14 protein-coding genes and 1 pseudogene are annotated in these 16,276 nt (G+C 64.5%); 2 read left to right on the top strand and 13 right to left on the bottom strand.

What is annotated here, in order from left to right; all coding sequences use genetic code 11:
* Positions 1–130 precede the first annotated feature (130 nt).
* From OU419_RS01340 to OU419_RS01310, 6 genes and pseudogenes are all read right to left on the bottom strand, one after another.
* Positions 131–1,660 carry an APC family permease gene (locus OU419_RS01340; RefSeq protein ID WP_254469932.1) on the bottom strand — a complete coding sequence of 510 codons (1,530 nt, stop codon included), beginning with the start codon at positions 1,658–1,660 and terminating at the stop codon, positions 131–133.
* A gap of 121 nt (positions 1,661–1,781) precedes the next feature.
* Complete coding sequence (locus OU419_RS01335; protein ID WP_254469931.1) at positions 1,782–2,798, bottom strand: heme-dependent oxidative N-demethylase family protein; 1,017 nt, start codon at positions 2,796–2,798, stop codon at positions 1,782–1,784.
* Positions 2,799–2,812: 14 nt separating this feature from the next.
* Positions 2,813–3,781 (bottom strand): PDR/VanB family oxidoreductase, encoded by a 969-nt coding sequence (locus OU419_RS01330; protein ID WP_254469930.1) that lies wholly within the window; start codon positions 3,779–3,781, stop codon positions 2,813–2,815.
* Complete coding sequence (locus OU419_RS01325; RefSeq protein WP_254469929.1) at positions 3,778–4,377, bottom strand: dimethylamine monooxygenase subunit DmmA family protein; 600 nt, start codon at positions 4,375–4,377, stop codon at positions 3,778–3,780. The genes OU419_RS01330 and OU419_RS01325 overlap by 4 nt, the downstream gene beginning before the upstream one ends.
* Before the next feature lie 407 nt (positions 4,378–4,784).
* A pseudogene (locus OU419_RS01315) lies at positions 4,785–6,223 on the bottom strand (sigma-54 interaction domain-containing protein).
* A complete protein-coding gene (locus OU419_RS01310) occupies positions 6,220–7,341 on the bottom strand; it encodes a PAS domain-containing protein (RefSeq protein ID WP_254469926.1) in 1,122 nt (373 codons plus the stop codon). The pseudogene OU419_RS01315 and the gene OU419_RS01310 overlap by 4 nt, the downstream one beginning before the upstream one ends.
* A gap of 334 nt (positions 7,342–7,675) precedes the next feature.
* Between OU419_RS01310 and OU419_RS01305 the strand changes: the two genes are divergently transcribed.
* On the top strand, positions 7,676–8,038 hold the full coding sequence (locus OU419_RS01305; RefSeq protein ID WP_254469925.1) for a PilZ domain-containing protein: 363 nt from the start codon (positions 7,676–7,678) through the stop codon (positions 8,036–8,038).
* A 56-nt stretch (positions 8,039–8,094) separates the two neighbouring features.
* On the opposite strand, the gene OU419_RS01300 is transcribed toward OU419_RS01305, so the two are convergent.
* From OU419_RS01300 to OU419_RS01270, 7 genes are read right to left on the bottom strand one after another with little or no spacing between them, the layout of a single operon-like run.
* The gene (locus OU419_RS01300; protein WP_254469924.1) at positions 8,095–10,191 is read right to left on the bottom strand and encodes a flagellar biosynthesis protein FlhA; all 2,097 of its coding nucleotides are present in this window, start codon (positions 10,189–10,191) and stop codon (positions 8,095–8,097) included.
* A 2-nt stretch (positions 10,192–10,193) separates the two neighbouring features.
* Positions 10,194–11,327 (bottom strand): flagellar biosynthesis protein FlhB, encoded by a 1,134-nt coding sequence (flhB, locus tag OU419_RS01295; RefSeq protein ID WP_254469923.1) that lies wholly within the window; start codon positions 11,325–11,327, stop codon positions 10,194–10,196.
* Positions 11,320–12,120, bottom strand: a complete 801-nt coding sequence (fliR, locus tag OU419_RS01290) for a flagellar biosynthetic protein FliR (protein WP_254469922.1) — start codon at positions 12,118–12,120, stop codon at positions 11,320–11,322. Before fliR ends, flhB begins: the two co-directional genes overlap by 8 nt.
* Positions 12,121–12,124: 4 nt before the next feature.
* Entirely contained in the window at positions 12,125–12,397 is a 273-nt protein-coding gene (locus OU419_RS01285) for a flagellar biosynthetic protein FliQ (RefSeq protein ID WP_254469921.1), read from the bottom strand.
* A gap of 24 nt (positions 12,398–12,421) precedes the next feature.
* The gene (gene fliP / locus OU419_RS01280) at positions 12,422–13,189 is read right to left on the bottom strand and encodes a flagellar type III secretion system pore protein FliP (RefSeq protein WP_254469920.1); all 768 of its coding nucleotides are present in this window, start codon (positions 13,187–13,189) and stop codon (positions 12,422–12,424) included.
* A complete protein-coding gene (fliN, locus tag OU419_RS01275) occupies positions 13,189–13,560 on the bottom strand; it encodes a flagellar motor switch protein FliN (protein ID WP_254469919.1) in 372 nt (123 codons plus the stop codon). Before fliN ends, fliP begins: the two co-directional genes overlap by 1 nt.
* Positions 13,557–14,396, bottom strand: a complete 840-nt coding sequence (locus OU419_RS01270; RefSeq protein WP_254469918.1) for a FliM/FliN family flagellar motor switch protein — start codon at positions 14,394–14,396, stop codon at positions 13,557–13,559. The genes fliN and OU419_RS01270 overlap by 4 nt, the downstream gene beginning before the upstream one ends.
* Positions 14,397–14,870: 474 nt before the next feature.
* Here OU419_RS01270 and OU419_RS01265 point away from each other — a divergent pair, with 474 nt between their 5' ends.
* Positions 14,871–16,271 (top strand): sigma-54 interaction domain-containing protein, encoded by a 1,401-nt coding sequence (locus OU419_RS01265; RefSeq protein WP_408004919.1) that lies wholly within the window; start codon positions 14,871–14,873, stop codon positions 16,269–16,271.
* The last annotated feature ends 5 nt before the right edge of the window (positions 16,272–16,276 follow it).

The following is a 16,276-nucleotide window of genomic DNA, read 5'->3' as shown; positions in this document are numbered from 1 at the left end:
AAAAAACGGACCGGCCATCGCGGGGATGGCGGGTCCGTTGCGCAAACGCAGGGGTCCGTCACGGGGGAAGATAATGACGGACCAGACGCAGCCCCTCAGGCGTATGGCCCGAATTGCGTCAACGTTGCGATCAAGCCGGTTCGGTAAGCGCGCCAGTAACGCGCGTGGATCGTTGGCGGCCGGAAATCCGGTGGGCATCGCCCGCAGGTGCGGTGCCCTTGTCGTAGGGCTTGGCCAGCAGCATGTAGACCAGGCCCGCGCCGAGCACGATCACGGTGGTGAGGATCATCGAGTAGTTCATGTACCACGGTGCATCCGGGGTACGCGGCCACACCATGTTGGTGATCGCGGCAACACCGTAGACCAGCGCCGCCACATTCACCGGAATACCCCACTTGCCGAGGGTGAACTGGCCACCGGGCATCCAGCCCCTGGCTCGGGCGATGAGCGCGGCGACGACGATCAACTGGAACGACACATAGATGCCGATCGCGGCGAAGCCGACGATGGTGGCCACGGCGTCGGCCATGAACAGGCCCAGGCAAACGATGGCCGCCGGCATCACGCCCGCCACCACCAGCGCAACGGCCGGCACGTGGTGGGTGTTGAGTTTCGACAGGGCCTTGCTGCCGACGATCATCTCGTCACGGGCATAGGCGAACAGCAGGCGGCTGGCGGCGGCCTGCAGGCTCAGCACGCAGGACACGAACGACACCATCACCACCGCCATCACCAGCTTCGAGCCAACCGGGCCGAAGGCGTTGGCGAGGATGGTGTTCACCGGGTCGGTATCTTCGCCGTTGATCACACGCTGGATGTCCGGCACCGAAAGGATCAGAGCCAGGCAGGCGAACATCGCCGCCGCACCACCGATATAGATGGTCATGCGCATGGTCTTGGGGATCATCTTGCCGGGGTTCGGGGTTTCCTCGGCGACATCACCGCAGGCCTCGAAACCGTAGTACTGGAACAGGCCGGCCAGCGACGCGGCCAGGAACGCCGGCCAATAGCTGCCGTCGATCTTGATGTCGAAGGTGTTGAACAGCACGCTGAAATCGTTGTGGCGCTCGAAGATCAGCAGGTAGCCGCCCACCAGCAGCGCACCGCCCAGTTCGCAGATGAAACCGAACATGGCGACACGGGCCAGCAGCTTGGTGCCGCTGAGGTTGAGCACGGTCGACAGCGCGATCAGCGCCAGCGCAATGCCGATGGCGGCATTACCGTGCATCTCGAAGCCGAGCATGGCGGCCATGTACGGGCTGGCACCGACGGCGATGCCGGCGATGGAAGTGCACAACGCCCAGGCGTACACCCAGCCGACCATCCACGCCCAGCGCTTGCCGACAAGGCGGCGCGCCCAGGGGTAGACGCCCCCGGAGATCGGGAATTGCGAGACCACTTCGCAGAACACCAGGCACACCAGCATCTGGCCCAGGCCGATCAGCAGGTAGGTCCAGAACATCGGCGGACCGCCGGCGGCCAGGCACAGGCCGAACAGGGTGTAGACGCCGACCACCGGCGACAGGTAGGTGAAGCCCAGGGAGAAGTTCTCCCACAGGCTCATGCTGCGTTCGAAGTTGGAGCTGTAGCCAAGCGCGGCAAGCTGCGCGGCATCGGTATCGGTTACGCCAGCGGCACGCGTGGCAGGGGACCCACTCATCGTTGTTTCCTCTCGGGGGTTGATGGGCAGAAGGCAATCGGCCGGCGGGCCTCACGACGCCCGCCGGTTCCCTTTTCGGGTTTTTAGTTGTGTGCTGCGAGCAACGGTGCTCTTTGTGCTGTCACTGACCGTCGTCGAACTGCGAGAGCCACTCCACGGCCTGGTCGCGGTAGCGGGTGAAGCCCTTGTAGTCGACCAGTTCCTGGTTGAGGGTCTTGAGCACGCGGTGCATGCGCTTGGCCCACGCGGGGTTGGTGGCGATGTCTTCCAGGCTCAACAGGTAGGTGCGGATCGGGAACACGATGGCGTTGCTGCGCGGCAGACGGTGCAGCGGTTGCAGCTCGATGCGCAAGTAGACCTTTTGACCGGCGTTCTCGGCGGTCACCGTGGTGCGGTCCGGCGCCCACTCGGGCAGGGACTCGGCGGAGACGTCCAGGCGCGGGTTGACGGTCAGCGACCAGTTCAGGCGGCGTACCGGGTGGCCGTTGCGCAGGCGCAGGAGGAACTTCAGCGCGCGGTCGAGCATGCCGGTTTCCTTCACCAGCGGCACCGGGCCGTGGAACTCGTGCCAGGCCATGCCCAGGTTGAAGCGCAGCGAGTAGTCGGCGCGCTGGGTGGCGATACCCGCGCCCCAGTACAGGGTGCCGTCGCGCTCTTCCTGCAGGACCCAGTCGCCCTGGGCCTGGCGGGTGACGTACTCCATCGGTTCAAAGGGTAGGGTCGAGGGATCACCGAAAGTGAAGGTGTCGTCGATGTTCAGCAGCTTGTTGGTCCAGTGCCAGCGGGTGCCGTCCTTCTCCAGGGAGAAGTACTCCGGGTAGTCCTTGGCGTAGGACTCCATGATCAGTTCGAGCAGGTCCCACTGCGCCTCCATCATGTGCGGCGCCGAGACGTAGTGCATGCCCGGGTCTTTCTCCAGGGTGATCGCGCGGTCGCGGCACTCGCTGATGTAGTGCTCATCGATGTCGAACACTGCGCGGAAGGCGCCGTCGCCCACGCTGACATGCGGTTCCAGGTTCATCGAGTACATGTACTCGTCGTCCGGGAAGGGCCAGGGCGCGCGGGCGATGCACTCCGGGCTGTTCTTGTAGGTGTAATCGTCGCGGTAGGTTTCGTCGGGGCGGAATTGAATGGTCACGGTCGTTCTCCGGCTCAGCAGTCGATGACCAGCCGCGAGCACTTAGCGCGCGACACACAGGGCATGATTTTGGTATTGGCGGCCTTGTCCTCGTCGGACAGCCAGTCGTCGGTGTGGAGGATTTCGCCGTCCAGTTCGAGAACATTGGTCTCGCACATGCCGCAGGCGCCGCCGCGGCACAGGTACGGAATCTCGTGGCCGGCGGCCTCGGCGGCCTCCAGCAGGCTCTGGTCAGGCGACACGTCGATGGTCGCGCCGCTGCGCGCCAGGGTGACCTGGAACGCCTCGCCGACGCTGCCCTGTTCGAGGAAGCGCTCGTAGTGGATGTGGCTGTCGGTCCAGCCGTGGGCGTGGGCGGCGTCGATGGTCGCCTGGATCATGCCCTCGGGACCGCAGACGTAGACGTCGCTGCCCAGCGGGCGGTCGGCCAGCACGGCGGAAATGTCCAGGCGCTCGCCGCGGTCGTCGCGGTACAGGCGCACGGCATCGCCGTATTCCTGCAGCAGCTCTTCACCCAGGCGCGCATGGGCATCGCCGCGTACCGCCAGGTGCACTTCGAAGGGCGTGCCGCGCAGGCGCAGCTCGGCCAGTTGCGAGCACACCGGCGTGATGCCCACGCCGCCGGCGATGAACAGGTGCAGGCGCGCGTGCTTGCTCAGCGGGAACAGGTTCACCGGGCGAAGGATTTCCAGCTCGTCGCCTTCCTTCACCACGTCGTGCATGTGCTTGGACCCGCCACGGCCGTCTTCCACGCGGCGCACGGCGATCTGGTAGGCACTGGCGTCGTAGGGCGAACTCATCAGCGAGTAGGCATTGCGGTAGGTGCCGCCGGCGTGGGGCATCAGCACCACGACGTTGCTGCCGCCGGAGAACGGGGTCAGGTGCGAGCCGTCGGTGGACGCCAGGGTGAAGCGCTTGATCTCCGGGGTCACCTGCTCGATGCGGGTTACGCGGACTTTCAGAGTTCCGTTGGACTGGCTCATGTATCTAGCTCCTCGGCTTCCGGCAGCTCGCCGGGGACTTCGGCGTCGGCCTTCACCGCCTGGAAGGCAGCCAGGCGGCGCGAGTAGTGGTCGCGTACCACCAGGGTGCGGGCGCAGTGCGGGCAATCGAAGACGCGCTGGGTGACGTTCTCGGTGTAGCCGTCGCAGTGCACGCACCAGACGCGGCGCACGAAGGAGCCGGCGTGCTCGCGCAGCACTTCGTCCTTGTTCAGGTTGATCGCGTCGGCGGCCTGCATGGCGGTGCCGATGAAGCTCTCGGAGCCGGCCAGGTACAGGCGGGTACCCATGCGCGACTGGCCCAGCAGCGCGTGCAGGTCATCGACGAGCGCGCGGTTGCTCGGGTAGATCGCAAGCTCGACATCGGTGATGTCGCGCAGCGCGGCCAGGTGGTTCTGGCCAGAGAAGGACTCGGTGGAATACAGCACGCGGATGGGCGCGGTGCGCGGCATCTCGGCGAGCAGGCGGAGCATGGCGGCGCCGCCGCTGCCCTGGCCTGCGACGATGTGGTGATGACCACCGGCGAGCGGGCGCAACTGGTCGTAGACCGGCCGGCTCTTGATACCTGTGATGAGCATTATTCTTGTACCTCCAGAACTGCCGCCCCTCTCGGTCAGAAGGAGCGGCTCGATTCGAGGACCCATGCACGGCCACGGGTCGGAGGTACACATGGCACAGACTGTGCCAACTATCTAACTAATTGAAATTAAACAGAAAAGTAAAAATATGGGAACAAAGGTGTAAGCAGAAATGACAACGCCTGTAGGCAGACCTGCAGCGGTGAATTGTCGCAGTGGCATTTCTGCCGGACGCGGGAAAGCCGCGTGACCGAGTGGTCGCGCTCAGGCATTGAATTTCGTCGTGGCGGATTTATCCGGAGGCACAATCGCAGGACGGCACGGAGCGCAGCGATACCCATCGACTCGGTGCACAGACAGCATGGGTATCGCTCCGCTCCACCCATCCTACGGGGAGCGGAGGAAGCTCACTCGTCGCGCTGCAGCTTGCGGATCAGCGTGCCGACGTCGATGCCCAGGTGCGTCGCCGCCTTGCGCTTGCTGCCGCACAGGCGAACCGCCCGCAGGATCACCTGGCGCTCGTAGCGCTGTACCTGAGCCTTGAGCGGCTGGTCGTCGATGGCCTGGCCGCAACCGGCTCATCGGCGGCCGCACTGCCAGCAGGCGGCGCGCCGAGCAATTCAGGCGGCAGGTGCAACTCCTCCGCCACGTCGTCGGCCAGCACGGCCAGGCGCTCGAAGATGTTCACCAGCTCGCGAATGTTGCCGGGGAAGTCGTAGGCCAGCAGGCGCTCCCGGCAGTCGGAGGAAATCCGCAGCGGCGGTTGGCGATCGCTGTTGATCCGTGCCAGCAGGATATCCATCAGCACCGGCAAGTCATCGCGGTGGGCACGCAGCGGCGGGATTTCCACCGGCAACACGGCAAGGCGGTAGTACAGGTCGGCGCGAAACTCCCCCGCCGCCACCTGGGCGCGCAGGTCCTTGTTGGTGGCGGCGATCACCTGCACCTGGACCTGCTTGGACAGCGGCGAGCCCACTGGCTGGATGGTGCCGTCCTCCAGGAACTTGAGCAGCTTGGCCTGCACCTGCAACGGAATCTCGCCGATCTCGTCGAGGAACAATGTGCCACCCGAAGCACTCTCGATGTAGCCGCGCTTGCCCGATTGCAGCGCGCCGGTGAACGCGCCGCGCTCGTAGCCGAACATCTCCGATTCGAACAGCGTGTCCGGGATGCTCGCGCAGTTCACGTCGATGAACGGCCGGTCGCCCCAGCCGGCGGCACGGTGAATGTGCCGGGCGATGGCGGTCTTGCCGACCCCCGGCTCACCGAGCAGCAGCAGGCGGGCGCGGCGGCGGAATGCGCGCACCCCCATGTCGGCGATCGACGACAGCAGCGGCGACATATGCAGTGCATTGTCCTGCGGATCACCCAGGCCCTGCAGGTCGGTGGTCGAAGCGCGGCCGGAAGGGCTGCGCAGACTGCCGGCGGTACCGGGTTCGTACTCGCGCTGTATCAGCAGGCTGTAAGGCTTCTCATAGGCACCGGTGGGCACCGCCTGGGCGCGGGTGAGGAATACCCGGCCATCCCGCGAGCGGGTCAGCGCACTCTTGCCGCCGCGCCGCAGGGCCTGCAGGAAGTCGTCGAACTGCAATGCCGAGCGCTGGAAGAAGTCCGCATCGGACAACCCCAGGACATCCTGGCGGGAGACACGGTTGACCCGCTCCGCCGCCAGGTTGAGGAAGCGCACTCGCGACTCGCCATCGCAGACGATCACCGCCTCGCCGAAGCTGTCGAGCAGTGCGTGCAGCGCCGGGGTTTCCAGCAATGTGGAAAGCATCTCCCCGGACGCGCTCACCGAGGAGCGCATGCCCATACGCATTGGCGCGAAGAAGCCTTCTTCGCTCATGGATGCAGCTCCGTGGCCTTGCCCGCCTGACGCAGCACGAAGACGCGCCAGGCTACCCCCTCGCGGATCAGGATCCGCGAGCAGTGGCTATCGAAGGACTGGTAGTTGCCGAACTGGTCCGGCAGGTCGAGCACCTGCCAGGTGCGTTCGGGCAGCGGCAGGCGGTTCAGGGTCGAGGCCAGCCCGGCGGCGCGGGTGATGCCGAAAGTCTGCTCGAAGGCCGCGTTGCGCCATTGCGGCTGCGCCTGTTCGTCGATCACCAGCACGGCGTCGGGCACCGCATCGAAGACCCGGCGCAGCGCCTCGATGCGCTGCTCGGCATCGTGCTGCATGCGCAGCTCCTGGCTTACATCGCGCAGGCTGCCCCACATGCGCAGCATGCGGCCATTGTGGATGCTGGCGCGCACGTCGTTCTCCACATAGGCGGGAGAGCCGTCGTGGCGGCGGTCTACCGAAAGCGCGCCGTCGACGTGGAACTCCGCCTCGATCAGGCGCCGCACGAACTCTTCGTTGGCGGGGCTGCGCGGCCAGTACAAACGCACCGGCTGCTCGCTGAAATCAACGTCGGCAGGCATCTCGTAGATGTTGGCCATAGCGCGGTTGCACATGCGCCAGTAGGAGCGGTTCTCGAATACCTGGCGAACGATCTCGTCAGGCGTCTCGCGCACATCCACCGACTCGGCGAATTCGATACACCAGTACGCCACCCGGGCGCTGAACAGCATCTGGCTCATCACCTCGTTGGCACTTTGCAGTTCTCCCAGGCGGCGGCTGATCGGGCCCAGCGGCATTTTCACCAGATACAGCCGCGCCGGAGCGCCATCGCGCCACTGCAGCACGCCGCTGGCGAGCACCGGCAGCAGTCCTCCATTGTGGCGGATCAGCGTCAGCTCCAGATCCTGCACGCGCTCATCGGCCGGCGGGCTGGCGAACAACTGGAGCAAGGCGTTGACCGAATCGGCGGTGTAAACCTGCTCGATCCCTTCACCATCCAGAGAACCCGGCGGGTAGCCGAGCTGATCGGTCTGCTCGGCAGAAACCTCGATGAATCGTCCATTGGACGACAGGCTATCGGACAGCAGCAGTCCCCTGTCCAGCAGCAGTTGTAGCGGGTCCATTTCCCTCTCCATTGCATATCCGAAGTGGCCGTCTGGCGGCCAGCCAGGGACAGGAGGCATGTTGCATGCCAGCGGCGAACAGCCCGTGCGGCGCAGGGTTGCGGGCGCAAGTGTAGGCAGAATTGCAGCACTCGACGCATTCATGCAGCGCACGCTGCAGGTTAGCGGCTGCACGAATGCAGCAGCGCGCCAGGCGACGGAAGGCAGGCAAAGCGTGGCCTGGGCCACACAATACTGGCTAGTTGATATCTTTTGAGACCACTTGAGACCGTGTGGCTGATAGCATGCGCGCGCGAAATCCCGTTAAAAGCCCTGTTCCCGACAAGAGGCCCGCATGCGCAAGCACCGTCGATTGACCTTCCGCCACATTGGCCAGATCAACGTGACCAACCGCCTCAGCGGCGACGCGATGGGCGTCGTGGGCGACGTATCGATGGGAGGCCTGCGCCTGGTGACCGACGCCCCGCTGGCCGCCGGCAGTTGCTATGACATGCGCCTGGAAATCCCGGTACGAGAGGACCACACCCGTTCGGTGGACATCACCGCGATCTGCCAGTGGTCGCGCAAGGACGCCAAGAGCGGCCGCTTCGAGCAGGGCTTCAAGCTGGACCGGCCGAGCGCGGCCTTCACCGAACTGGTGACCTCGATGTCGGTGAGCTTCAACCGCAGCCTGCTGGGGCGCGCGCGCCTGCAGTGAGCGCGCAGGGAACAGGCGCAGGGGGCAAGCCCGACGCCTGCCCGCCCATGCGCTGATTAGCCCAGCGTTCCCATGATCTGCACCCCGACCCGCTCGGGTATTTCGTTCTGCGACAGCACGTGCAACCCGGGGCTGAACACCCTCGCATAGCGCGCCAGCAGCGGGCGCAGTTGCGGCATCACGGTGAGAATCGGCGGATGGCCGTCCTTGCGCAGCTTCTCCTTGACCACCGGCATGCTGTGCTGCAACTGGTTGAGCAGGCTGGGCTCCACCGGAATATTGTCCAGGCTTACCGGGCCTGCCTGCTGAGCGATGTTCAGGGCGCCAAGCAGGGTGTTCTCCAGCGCATTCTCCAGCACGAACACCGTCAGCTCCGGGCGGTCGCCCGCGATGCTCGACACGATGCTGCGGCGCAGCGCATAGCGCACGTCCGAGGCCAGCAGCACCGGGTCCTTGGTGGTCTCGCTGCCTTCGAGCAGGGCGCTGGCGATGGTGACGATGTCCTTGAGCGGCACTTCTTCCTGCAGCAACTGGCGGTATACGCGATGCTGCTGCGAGTAGCTGAGCTGTGCCTTCAGCGACTCGGCCAGCTTGGGTGCCTGCAGTGTCAGACGCTGCATCAGGTGCTCGACATCATCGTGCTTGAAGATGTCCGGCAGGTGTTCTCGGATCACCTTGCTCAGATGGGTGGCGACCACGCTGGCGCAGTCGATCACCTGGTAGCCGAGGTTGAGCGCGCGCGACTTGTCCGCCGGGAGGATCCACACCACCTGCATGCGGTACGCCGGATCGACGCCGAGGATGCCGTCGATCTCGCCATACAGTTCCGGCGAAGGAATCGCCATCAGCCGGTCGGCATGGATTTCCGCGCCGTCGATGCGCTCGCCGTTGATGTGGATGGCGTACTGCGAGGCTTTCAGACGCAGGCTGTCGCGAATCTGCACTTCCGGCAGGAGGAAGCCCAGGTTCTCCGAGAGCGTCTGGCGCACCCCGCGAATCCGCTGCGGCAACGGCGCGCCGCTGGCCTGGTTGACCAGGCTGACCAGCTTGTAGCCCAGCGATACCGACAGCCGCTCCACCAGCGGAATGTCCTCCCAGGCCAGTTGCTGCGCGCGCTCCTGGTCCATCGCCTGGGTCAGCGCCTGGGTCTGCTCCAGGGTCTGCGCCTCCACCGGCGGGCCGGCCAGCGCCAGGCGCCAGGCAATGAACGCCACCAGCGCGGCGAAGGCGAAGAAGGCCATGTGCGGCATGCCCGGCACCAGGCCGAGCACCACGAGAATGCCGGCCACGGTGTAGAGCAGCGCCGGCGAGGCGAGCATCTGCTTGCGCACCAGGCTGGTTATTTCCGCTGACTCGTTGACCCGGGTGACGATGATCGCCGCCGCGGTGGACAGCAGCAGCGCGGGAATCTGCGCCACCAGTCCGTCGCCGATGGTCAGCAGGGCGTAGCGCTGGAAGGCGGCGCCGGCTTGCAGGTCATAGACGAACACGCCAATGGCCAGGCCGCCGAACAGGTTGATCAGCAGGATCAGGATGCCGGCGATGGCGTCACCGCGAACGAACTTCGAGGCGCCGTCCATCGCGCCATAGAAGTCGGCTTCCTTGGCCACTTCCGAGCGGCGGCGCTTGGCCTCGTTCTGGTCGATCAGGCCGGCGTTGAGGTCTGCATCGATGGCCATCTGCTTGCCGGGCAGCGCGTCCAGGGTGAAGCGCGCGGTCACCTCGGAGATACGTTCGCCACCCTTGGTGATGACCATGAAGTTGATGATCATGAGGATCACGAAAACGATCAGGCCGACGATGAAGTTGCCGCCGATCACCACGTGGCCGAACGCCTCGATCACCTTGCCCGCAGCGCCCGTGCCGGTGTGGCCCTCCAGCAGCACGACGCGGGTGGAGGCCACGTTCAGGGTCAAGCGCAGCAACGTGGTAACCAGCACCACGGTGGGCAGCAGCGAGAAGTCCAGCGGACTCTTCGACGACACGCTGACCAGCAGCACCAGGATGGCCACGACTATGTTGAAGGTGAACAGGGCATCCAGCACCAGCGGCGGCAGGGGCAGGATGATCATCGCGAGGATCGACAGGATGATCAGCGGGATGCCGATACGGCCGCTCTGGAAAGTCGGCAATAGTGACTGCAATAGGCGCATGGTCAGACTCTGTTCACCAGTTCTTCGGGAATCGGGAGGTTCTTGATCAGCTCGGGCCGCTCGCGGCGCCCGGAGCGCCAGGCCTTGAGCTGGAGGATGTAGGTCAGGACATGGGCGACAGCCTTGTACAACTGCGCCGGAATCTGCTGGTTGACCTGGGTGGTGGCATAGATCGCGCGGGCCAGCGGCGGCAGTTCGAGCACTTCCAGGTCATGGGCCCTGGCCATCTTGCGGATGTACAGCGCGGTCTCGTCCAGGCCCTTGGCAACCACATAGGGCGCCTGGGCCTTCTTCGGGTCGTAGCGCAGCGCCACGGCGAAGTGCACCGGGTTCACGATCACCACGTCGGCGGTCTTGATCACCTTGTTGATCTGCCGCTGCACCAACTGGCGCTGCAACTGGCGGATGCGCGCCTTCACCTCCGGCCGTCCTTCCTGGTTCTTGTGCTCTTCCTTGCGCTCCTGCTTGGTCATGCGCAGCTTCTTCTTGAAGAAGAAATACTGCAGCGGGATGTCGATCAGGGAGAACAGGATGAACACCACCAGCAGCGACAGGGTGATGTCGTAGAAGGTACCGAAGGCCGTGCCGATGGCGCCCTGCACATCGCCGCGCTGCAACGCCAGCAGCCCGGGCAGCGCGGCGAGCAACTGATACACCGCCACCGCGATCAGCACGGCGATCTTAAGCAGCGACTTGCCCAGCTCGGTCCAGTTCTGCATCGAGAAGATGCGCCCCAGCCCGGTCAGCGGGTTGAGCTTGGAAAACTTGGGCATGAAGTTATTGCTGGAGAAGATCCAGCCGCCGGGAATCATCGAGAACAGCACCACCAGCAGCGGCGTCACCAGCAGCGGCAGCAGCGTGGTGACGAACAGCACGAGATGATGCCCCAGCACCAGCGGCAGGTCGTCCAGGCCGATCTCGCTGTGCTTGAGGTCGATGAAGGACAGCGCGAAGCCTTCCTTCAGGCCGTTGTAGAAATGCAGCACGCTGAACTTCAGCGCCACCAGCGTGGCCAGCAGCGACAGAGTGGTGGAAAGGTCCTTGGAGCGGCTGACCTGGCCTTCCTCGCGGCTCTTCTTGAGCTTCTGCTGGGAGGCCTCTTCGGTCTTTTCCTGGGCGCTGTTCTGATCAGCCATGCCGCCCCTCCTGGAAGATCCGGCCGATGGCGTCGAGCAGTTGGCGGGTGAGCTTGAGGTAGTTTTCCGGGATGTCCGGCAGGGTCAGCCAGATGCACAGCAGGCCGCACAGCACCGCCATCGGGAAGCCCAGGGAGAACAGGTTGAGCGCTGGCGAAATACGGTTGAGCAGGCCGAAGCAGAACTGCACCAGGGTCATGCAGAACACCACCGGCAGAGTGATCAGCACGGCGGCGGAGAACACCCAGGCCAGGCTGCCCAGCACCGACTGCAGCCCCAGGTAATGCAGGCCGCTGCCCACCGGCCAGTAGATGAAACTCTGGTAGAGGATGCTCACCACCAGCAGGTGGCCGTCGATGGCGAGGAACAGGAACACCAGCAGGATGAAATACAACTGGTAGAGGATCGAGGACGACGACACGCCGTTCATGGGGTCGTTGTACACCGCCATGCTCAGGCCGAGCTGGGTGGAGATCACGTCACCCACCACCATGAACACAGTGAACACCAGCATCAGCGCCAGCCCCAGCATCAGGCCGAAGGCGACCTGCTCCAGCGCAACCAGCAGGCCGTGCGCCGACAGCGGGTCGATGGCCGGCGGGCGCGGCAGCGCGGCGCCCAGGGCGACGGTGAGCGCCAGCCCGAGCAGGATGCGCAGGCGCATCGGGATCGCCTTGTGGCTGAAGATCGGCGCGAGGCCGAACACCGCCATTATCCGGCAGAACGGCCACCACCAGGCCTGCAACAGTTGCAGGTAATCGAATGCCTGCAGGATCGACGTCCCGTGCTGCATGGCATCAGCCGACCAGTCGGCCCGCCTGCTGGAACGACTCGATGAACAACTCCGAAAGCGTCCGCAGGATCCAGTGCCCGGCGAAGATCAGCATTCCCAGGGTAATCAGCAGGCGCGGCAGGAAGCTGAGCATCTGCTCGTTGATCTGCGTGGCCGCCTGGAAGATGCTGATCAGCAGGCCGCCGATCAGGCTCGGCACGATCAGCACGCAAACGATCAGCGCGGTGATGTGCACAGCGTTGGAAACGATATCGACGGCGCTTTCGGGTGTGAGCATCGCGGGCGTTCTCCGTCAGGGCCGCTACAACGGCTGCACGCTGCTGGTCAGCGTGCCCATCATCAGCGCCCAGCCGTCCACCAGCACGAAGATCATCAGCTTGAACGGCAGCGAGATCATCATCGGCGACAGCATCATCATGCCCATCGCCATCAGCACGCTGGCCACCACCAGGTCGATCACCAGGAACGGGATGAAGATCATGAAGCCGAGCTGGAAGGCGGTTTTCAACTCGCTGAGCACGAAGGACGGCAGCAACAGTGAAAAATCCAGGTCCTCGAGGTTCTGCGGCACCGTTTCACCGGCCAGCGAAACCATCATTTCCAGGGAGGTGCGGTTGGTCTGGGCGAGCATGAAGCGGCTCAGGGTCTGCTTGGCGCGGCCCAGGCCCTCTTCCAGGCTGATCTGGTCGGACTCGAAGGGCTGGTACGCGTTGGCGTAGACGTCCTGCCAGACCGGCCGCATCACCAGCATGGTCATGATCAGCGCGATGCCCACCAGCACGTTGTTCGGCGGGCTCTGCTGCAAGCCAATGGCCTGGCGCAGGATCGCCAGCACGATGACGAAGCGGGTGAAGCAGGTCATCAGCATGAGCATCGCCGGGAGGAAACCCAGCAACGTCATGACGATGAGGATCTGCAGCTTGACGCTGAACGTCTGGCCGTCCGCCGTATCGTGGAGATTGAACAGCGTGACCTCGCCACCGGCCGCCTGCGCGTAGAGCGGGCACAGGGCGACGGCGAACAGGCCCAGCGCCTTCACGCAGGGCGCGGCCAGGGAACGACGCAGCATCACGCGGTCAGAGCGTCGAGGCTGGCGCCGCACAGTTCGAGCACGCGCAGGCCATAGTTGCCGTTCATCACCACCACCTCGGCCTTGGCGAACAGCGCGCCATTGACCTTCACGTCCAGCGGCTCGCCAGCGAGCTTGTCGAGGATGATCACGCTGCCCCCGTCGACACCCATCAGCTCCTTGAGGGAAATCTCCACCGAGGCAACCTCCAGGGTGACGTTCACCGGAATCTTGCCGAAGAAGCTCAAGTCCTGCTGCGGCAGCGGCGCGCGCACGGCATCGAGGGTTTCCCCGGCGCTTTCCTGGGTGAGGCTGAGGTCGCTGTCGTTGATCAACGAGTCGAACTCGTTGTCCGAAAGTGGGCCAGTCATGGGTTTTTCACGCTTTCCAGAGAAGAAAGGAACAGGGTGCCGTCGTCTTCGAAGATGGCACCACGGAACAGCTTCTGTTGGTTGATGCGCACCTCGACACGGTCGAGCGGACGAATCAGCAGCACATCGCCCGGCGCAAGCCCCAGCACCTGGGAGAGCGGCATGCGCGCGGCGGCGATCACGCAGTCCAGGCGCAGCGGCAGGTGCATGATGTGCTCCACCGGATTACCGGTCAGGCGCGGCGGCGGCGGGCCGGCCAGACGGCGGGTCAGCTCGTCCACCAGCGGGTTGTCGAGGTACAGGTAGATCGACGAGCGCGTGCCGGTGAGATGGCTGGTGTAGCTGAACTCGGCGACGTACTCCCACTGCACTTCTTCATAGGTGGGGTCGATCTGCTGCAGTCGGCCTACCGACTCGCCGGCCAGCAGGGCGCGGCCGAACAGGTCCACCACGTCCAGGCCGAGACGATCGAGCATGCGTTGCTCGGAGGTACTGATTGGCGGCGTGTCACGGTTGGGCACCACGGTGCCGCCGTAGTAACACTCGATGACTTCGGTGAGCAAGGCGCGATCCATGGCGAAACCCAACTTGCCCAACGGTGAATCGAACAGGCACTCAAGTTCACGAGGAAGTTCCTCGTGAACATCCAGGCGGTCGAGTTCCAGATTGATTCGATAATTCCGGAGGAAATAGTCACTGATGATCCGCGGATACTTTCCGGAGATCTCTTTAATGTATTGCGGAATCTTGTGATAATGCCGACCGAGCTTCTGCGGTTTAAGACGAATCAGACTGTCGGCGGGCACGCCTTGATGGACTTTTGTTTTGCCAGTCATGCTCAGAGTCGTACTTCCTGGTTCGATCTGTCATCTGCTTGCGGGCGTATGGGAGAGTCCCTGCCGAAGAGATCGTGAATTCCGGCGCTGTGCTGTTCACGGCACGCTCTGTGGGGTCGTGTGCACCGCTGACCGAAGCGTCACGGGCTACTGACATGGCGAAATAATAGCGTTGAGTCGCCTTTTGATTAAATCAATAGATATCAAATGCTGTTTTTGACGGAACTTTTTGGCTATTGATCTTAATTAATCAACGGAGGCTATGGCGAATTGCTGGCACTTGTTAGTGTGGGCGGGTTAGTTAAAGGTTGCTGCAACTCAGGGAAGTTCGAAGTTGCCGCAATGCCCCCGGTGAGACGCACAGTGCAGAAACGAGTTCCGCAGACTTCGATATTTTCCTGGAAGAAGGATCGAAGCGTCTGAGCGATAGAACGACTGACTGGCGTCGAACGCACTAGCGAATGGAATTTTGCAGTGAGCAGTTTAAGCCAGTCGATCGACCAATTATGTGAGACGGTGCTCGAAGAGCGGCCTGCGCAGAAAAAAATTGCGATCATCGGCCCCTCCTCCGACCCCGCCCACGCTCCCCTGTTGCAAGCACTGCTCGGCGAAGGTTGCCGGGTCGAGCGCTTCGCCGGCTTCACCGAGCTGCTCCGCTCGCGCAGCGACGCCGGGCTGCTGTTCGTGATCGCCAGCGCCTTCGACGCAGCCGATCTCTATACCCAGGTTGGCGTCCTGCTGCGCGACGGCAGCGAACGCGATGTCGTGCCCATCGTCGGCTACGACGAACAGGACAAGGCAGCCACCCTGCTCGAACTCGGTTGCGTCGATTACCTGCTTTCCCCCTTCGGCGCCGGCCAACTGGCCGCATTGCTGCGCCGCCAGGAATCCGCCTGCGCCGCCCAGGACCTGTTCGTCTCGCGCTCCCAGGCAGGCCGCCGTCTGCTGGCGATGGCCCAGCGCGTGGCGCAGACCCGCGCACCGATCCTGATCACCGGCGAGACCGGCACCGGCAAGGAACTGCTGGCCCGCTACATCCACGGCATCGCCAGCCCGCAGGCGCCCTTCGTCGCAGTGAACTGCGCAGCGATCCCCGAGGCGATGCTCGAATCCATTCTCTTCGGCCACGAACGCGGCGCCTTCACCGGCGCAGTGAGCGCCCAGCCGGGCAAGTTCGAACTGGCCAACGGCGGCACCCTGCTGCTCGACGAAATCGGCGAACTGCCGCTGGCGCTGCAGGCCAAGCTCCTGCGCGTGCTGCAGGAACAGCGCGTGGAGCGCCTCGGCGGGCGCCGCGAGATCGAACTCAACGTGCGCATCATCGCCGCCACCAACCGCGACCTGCAGGCTGAAGTCGCCGAAGGCCGGTTCCGCGCCGACCTGATGTTCCGTCTCGACGTGCTGCCGCTGCATATCTCGCCGCTGCGCGAACGCAAGGAAGACGTGCTGCCGCTGGCGCGCCGCTTCATCCGCCAGTACGCCCCGCAGGACGCCGAACACGACCTGCTCACCGAAGCCGCCAGCCGCGCGCTGCTGCAACACGACTGGCCGGGCAACGTGCGCGAGCTGGAAAACACCCTGCAACGCGCCCTGGTGCTGCGCAACGGCCTGTTCATCCAGCCGCGCGACCTTGGCCTGGCCGCTCCCGAAGTGCCGCCGGCCACAGTCGCCGCCGTACTGCCCCTGGCTACCGAAGGCGGACGTGCCGCGCTGCGCGCCAGCGGCAAGCTTGCCGAGTACCAGCACGTCATCGACACCATTCGCCGCTTCGGCGGGCACAAGACCAAGGCCGCCGAAAGCCTCGGCATGACCACTCGCGCACTGCGCTACCGGCTCAACGCGATGCGCGAGCAGGGCGTGCAGGTGCAGTTCTGATTTCG

The sequence above is a fragment of the Pseudomonas triclosanedens genome, assembly GCF_026686735.1.
Taxonomy (GTDB): Bacteria; Pseudomonadota; Gammaproteobacteria; order Pseudomonadales; family Pseudomonadaceae; genus Pseudomonas; species Pseudomonas triclosanedens.
Note: the sequence above shows the minus strand (reverse complement) of the source record. Positions and strands in the feature narration are given on the sequence as shown.

Bases quoted from the DNA above. Each gene is read 5' to 3' on its own strand.
- OU419_RS01340 (WP_254469932.1), bottom strand. From the start codon at position 1,660: ATGAGTGGGTCCCCTGCCACGCGTGCCGCTGGCGTAACCGATACCGAT.
- OU419_RS01330 (WP_254469930.1), bottom strand. From the start codon at position 3,781: ATGAGCCAGTCCAACGGAACTCTGAAAGTCCGCGTAACCCGCATCGAG.
- OU419_RS01325 (WP_254469929.1), bottom strand. From the start codon at position 4,377: ATGCTCATCACAGGTATCAAGAGCCGGCCGGTCTACGACCAGTTGCGC.
- OU419_RS01310 (WP_254469926.1), bottom strand. From the start codon at position 7,341: ATGGACCCGCTACAACTGCTGCTGGACAGGGGACTGCTGCTGTCCGAT.
- OU419_RS01305 (WP_254469925.1), top strand. From the start codon at position 7,676: ATGCGCAAGCACCGTCGATTGACCTTCCGCCACATTGGCCAGATCAAC.
- OU419_RS01300 (WP_254469924.1), bottom strand. From the start codon at position 10,191: ATGCGCCTATTGCAGTCACTATTGCCGACTTTCCAGAGCGGCCGTATC.
- flhB (WP_254469923.1), bottom strand. From the start codon at position 11,327: ATGGCTGATCAGAACAGCGCCCAGGAAAAGACCGAAGAGGCCTCCCAG.
- fliR (WP_254469922.1), bottom strand. From the start codon at position 12,120: ATGCAGCACGGGACGTCGATCCTGCAGGCATTCGATTACCTGCAACTG.
- OU419_RS01285 (WP_254469921.1), bottom strand. From the start codon at position 12,397: ATGCTCACACCCGAAAGCGCCGTCGATATCGTTTCCAACGCTGTGCAC.
- fliP (WP_254469920.1), bottom strand. From the start codon at position 13,189: ATGCTGCGTCGTTCCCTGGCCGCGCCCTGCGTGAAGGCGCTGGGCCTG.
- fliN (WP_254469919.1), bottom strand. From the start codon at position 13,560: ATGACTGGCCCACTTTCGGACAACGAGTTCGACTCGTTGATCAACGAC.
- OU419_RS01270 (WP_254469918.1), bottom strand. From the start codon at position 14,396: ATGACTGGCAAAACAAAAGTCCATCAAGGCGTGCCCGCCGACAGTCTG.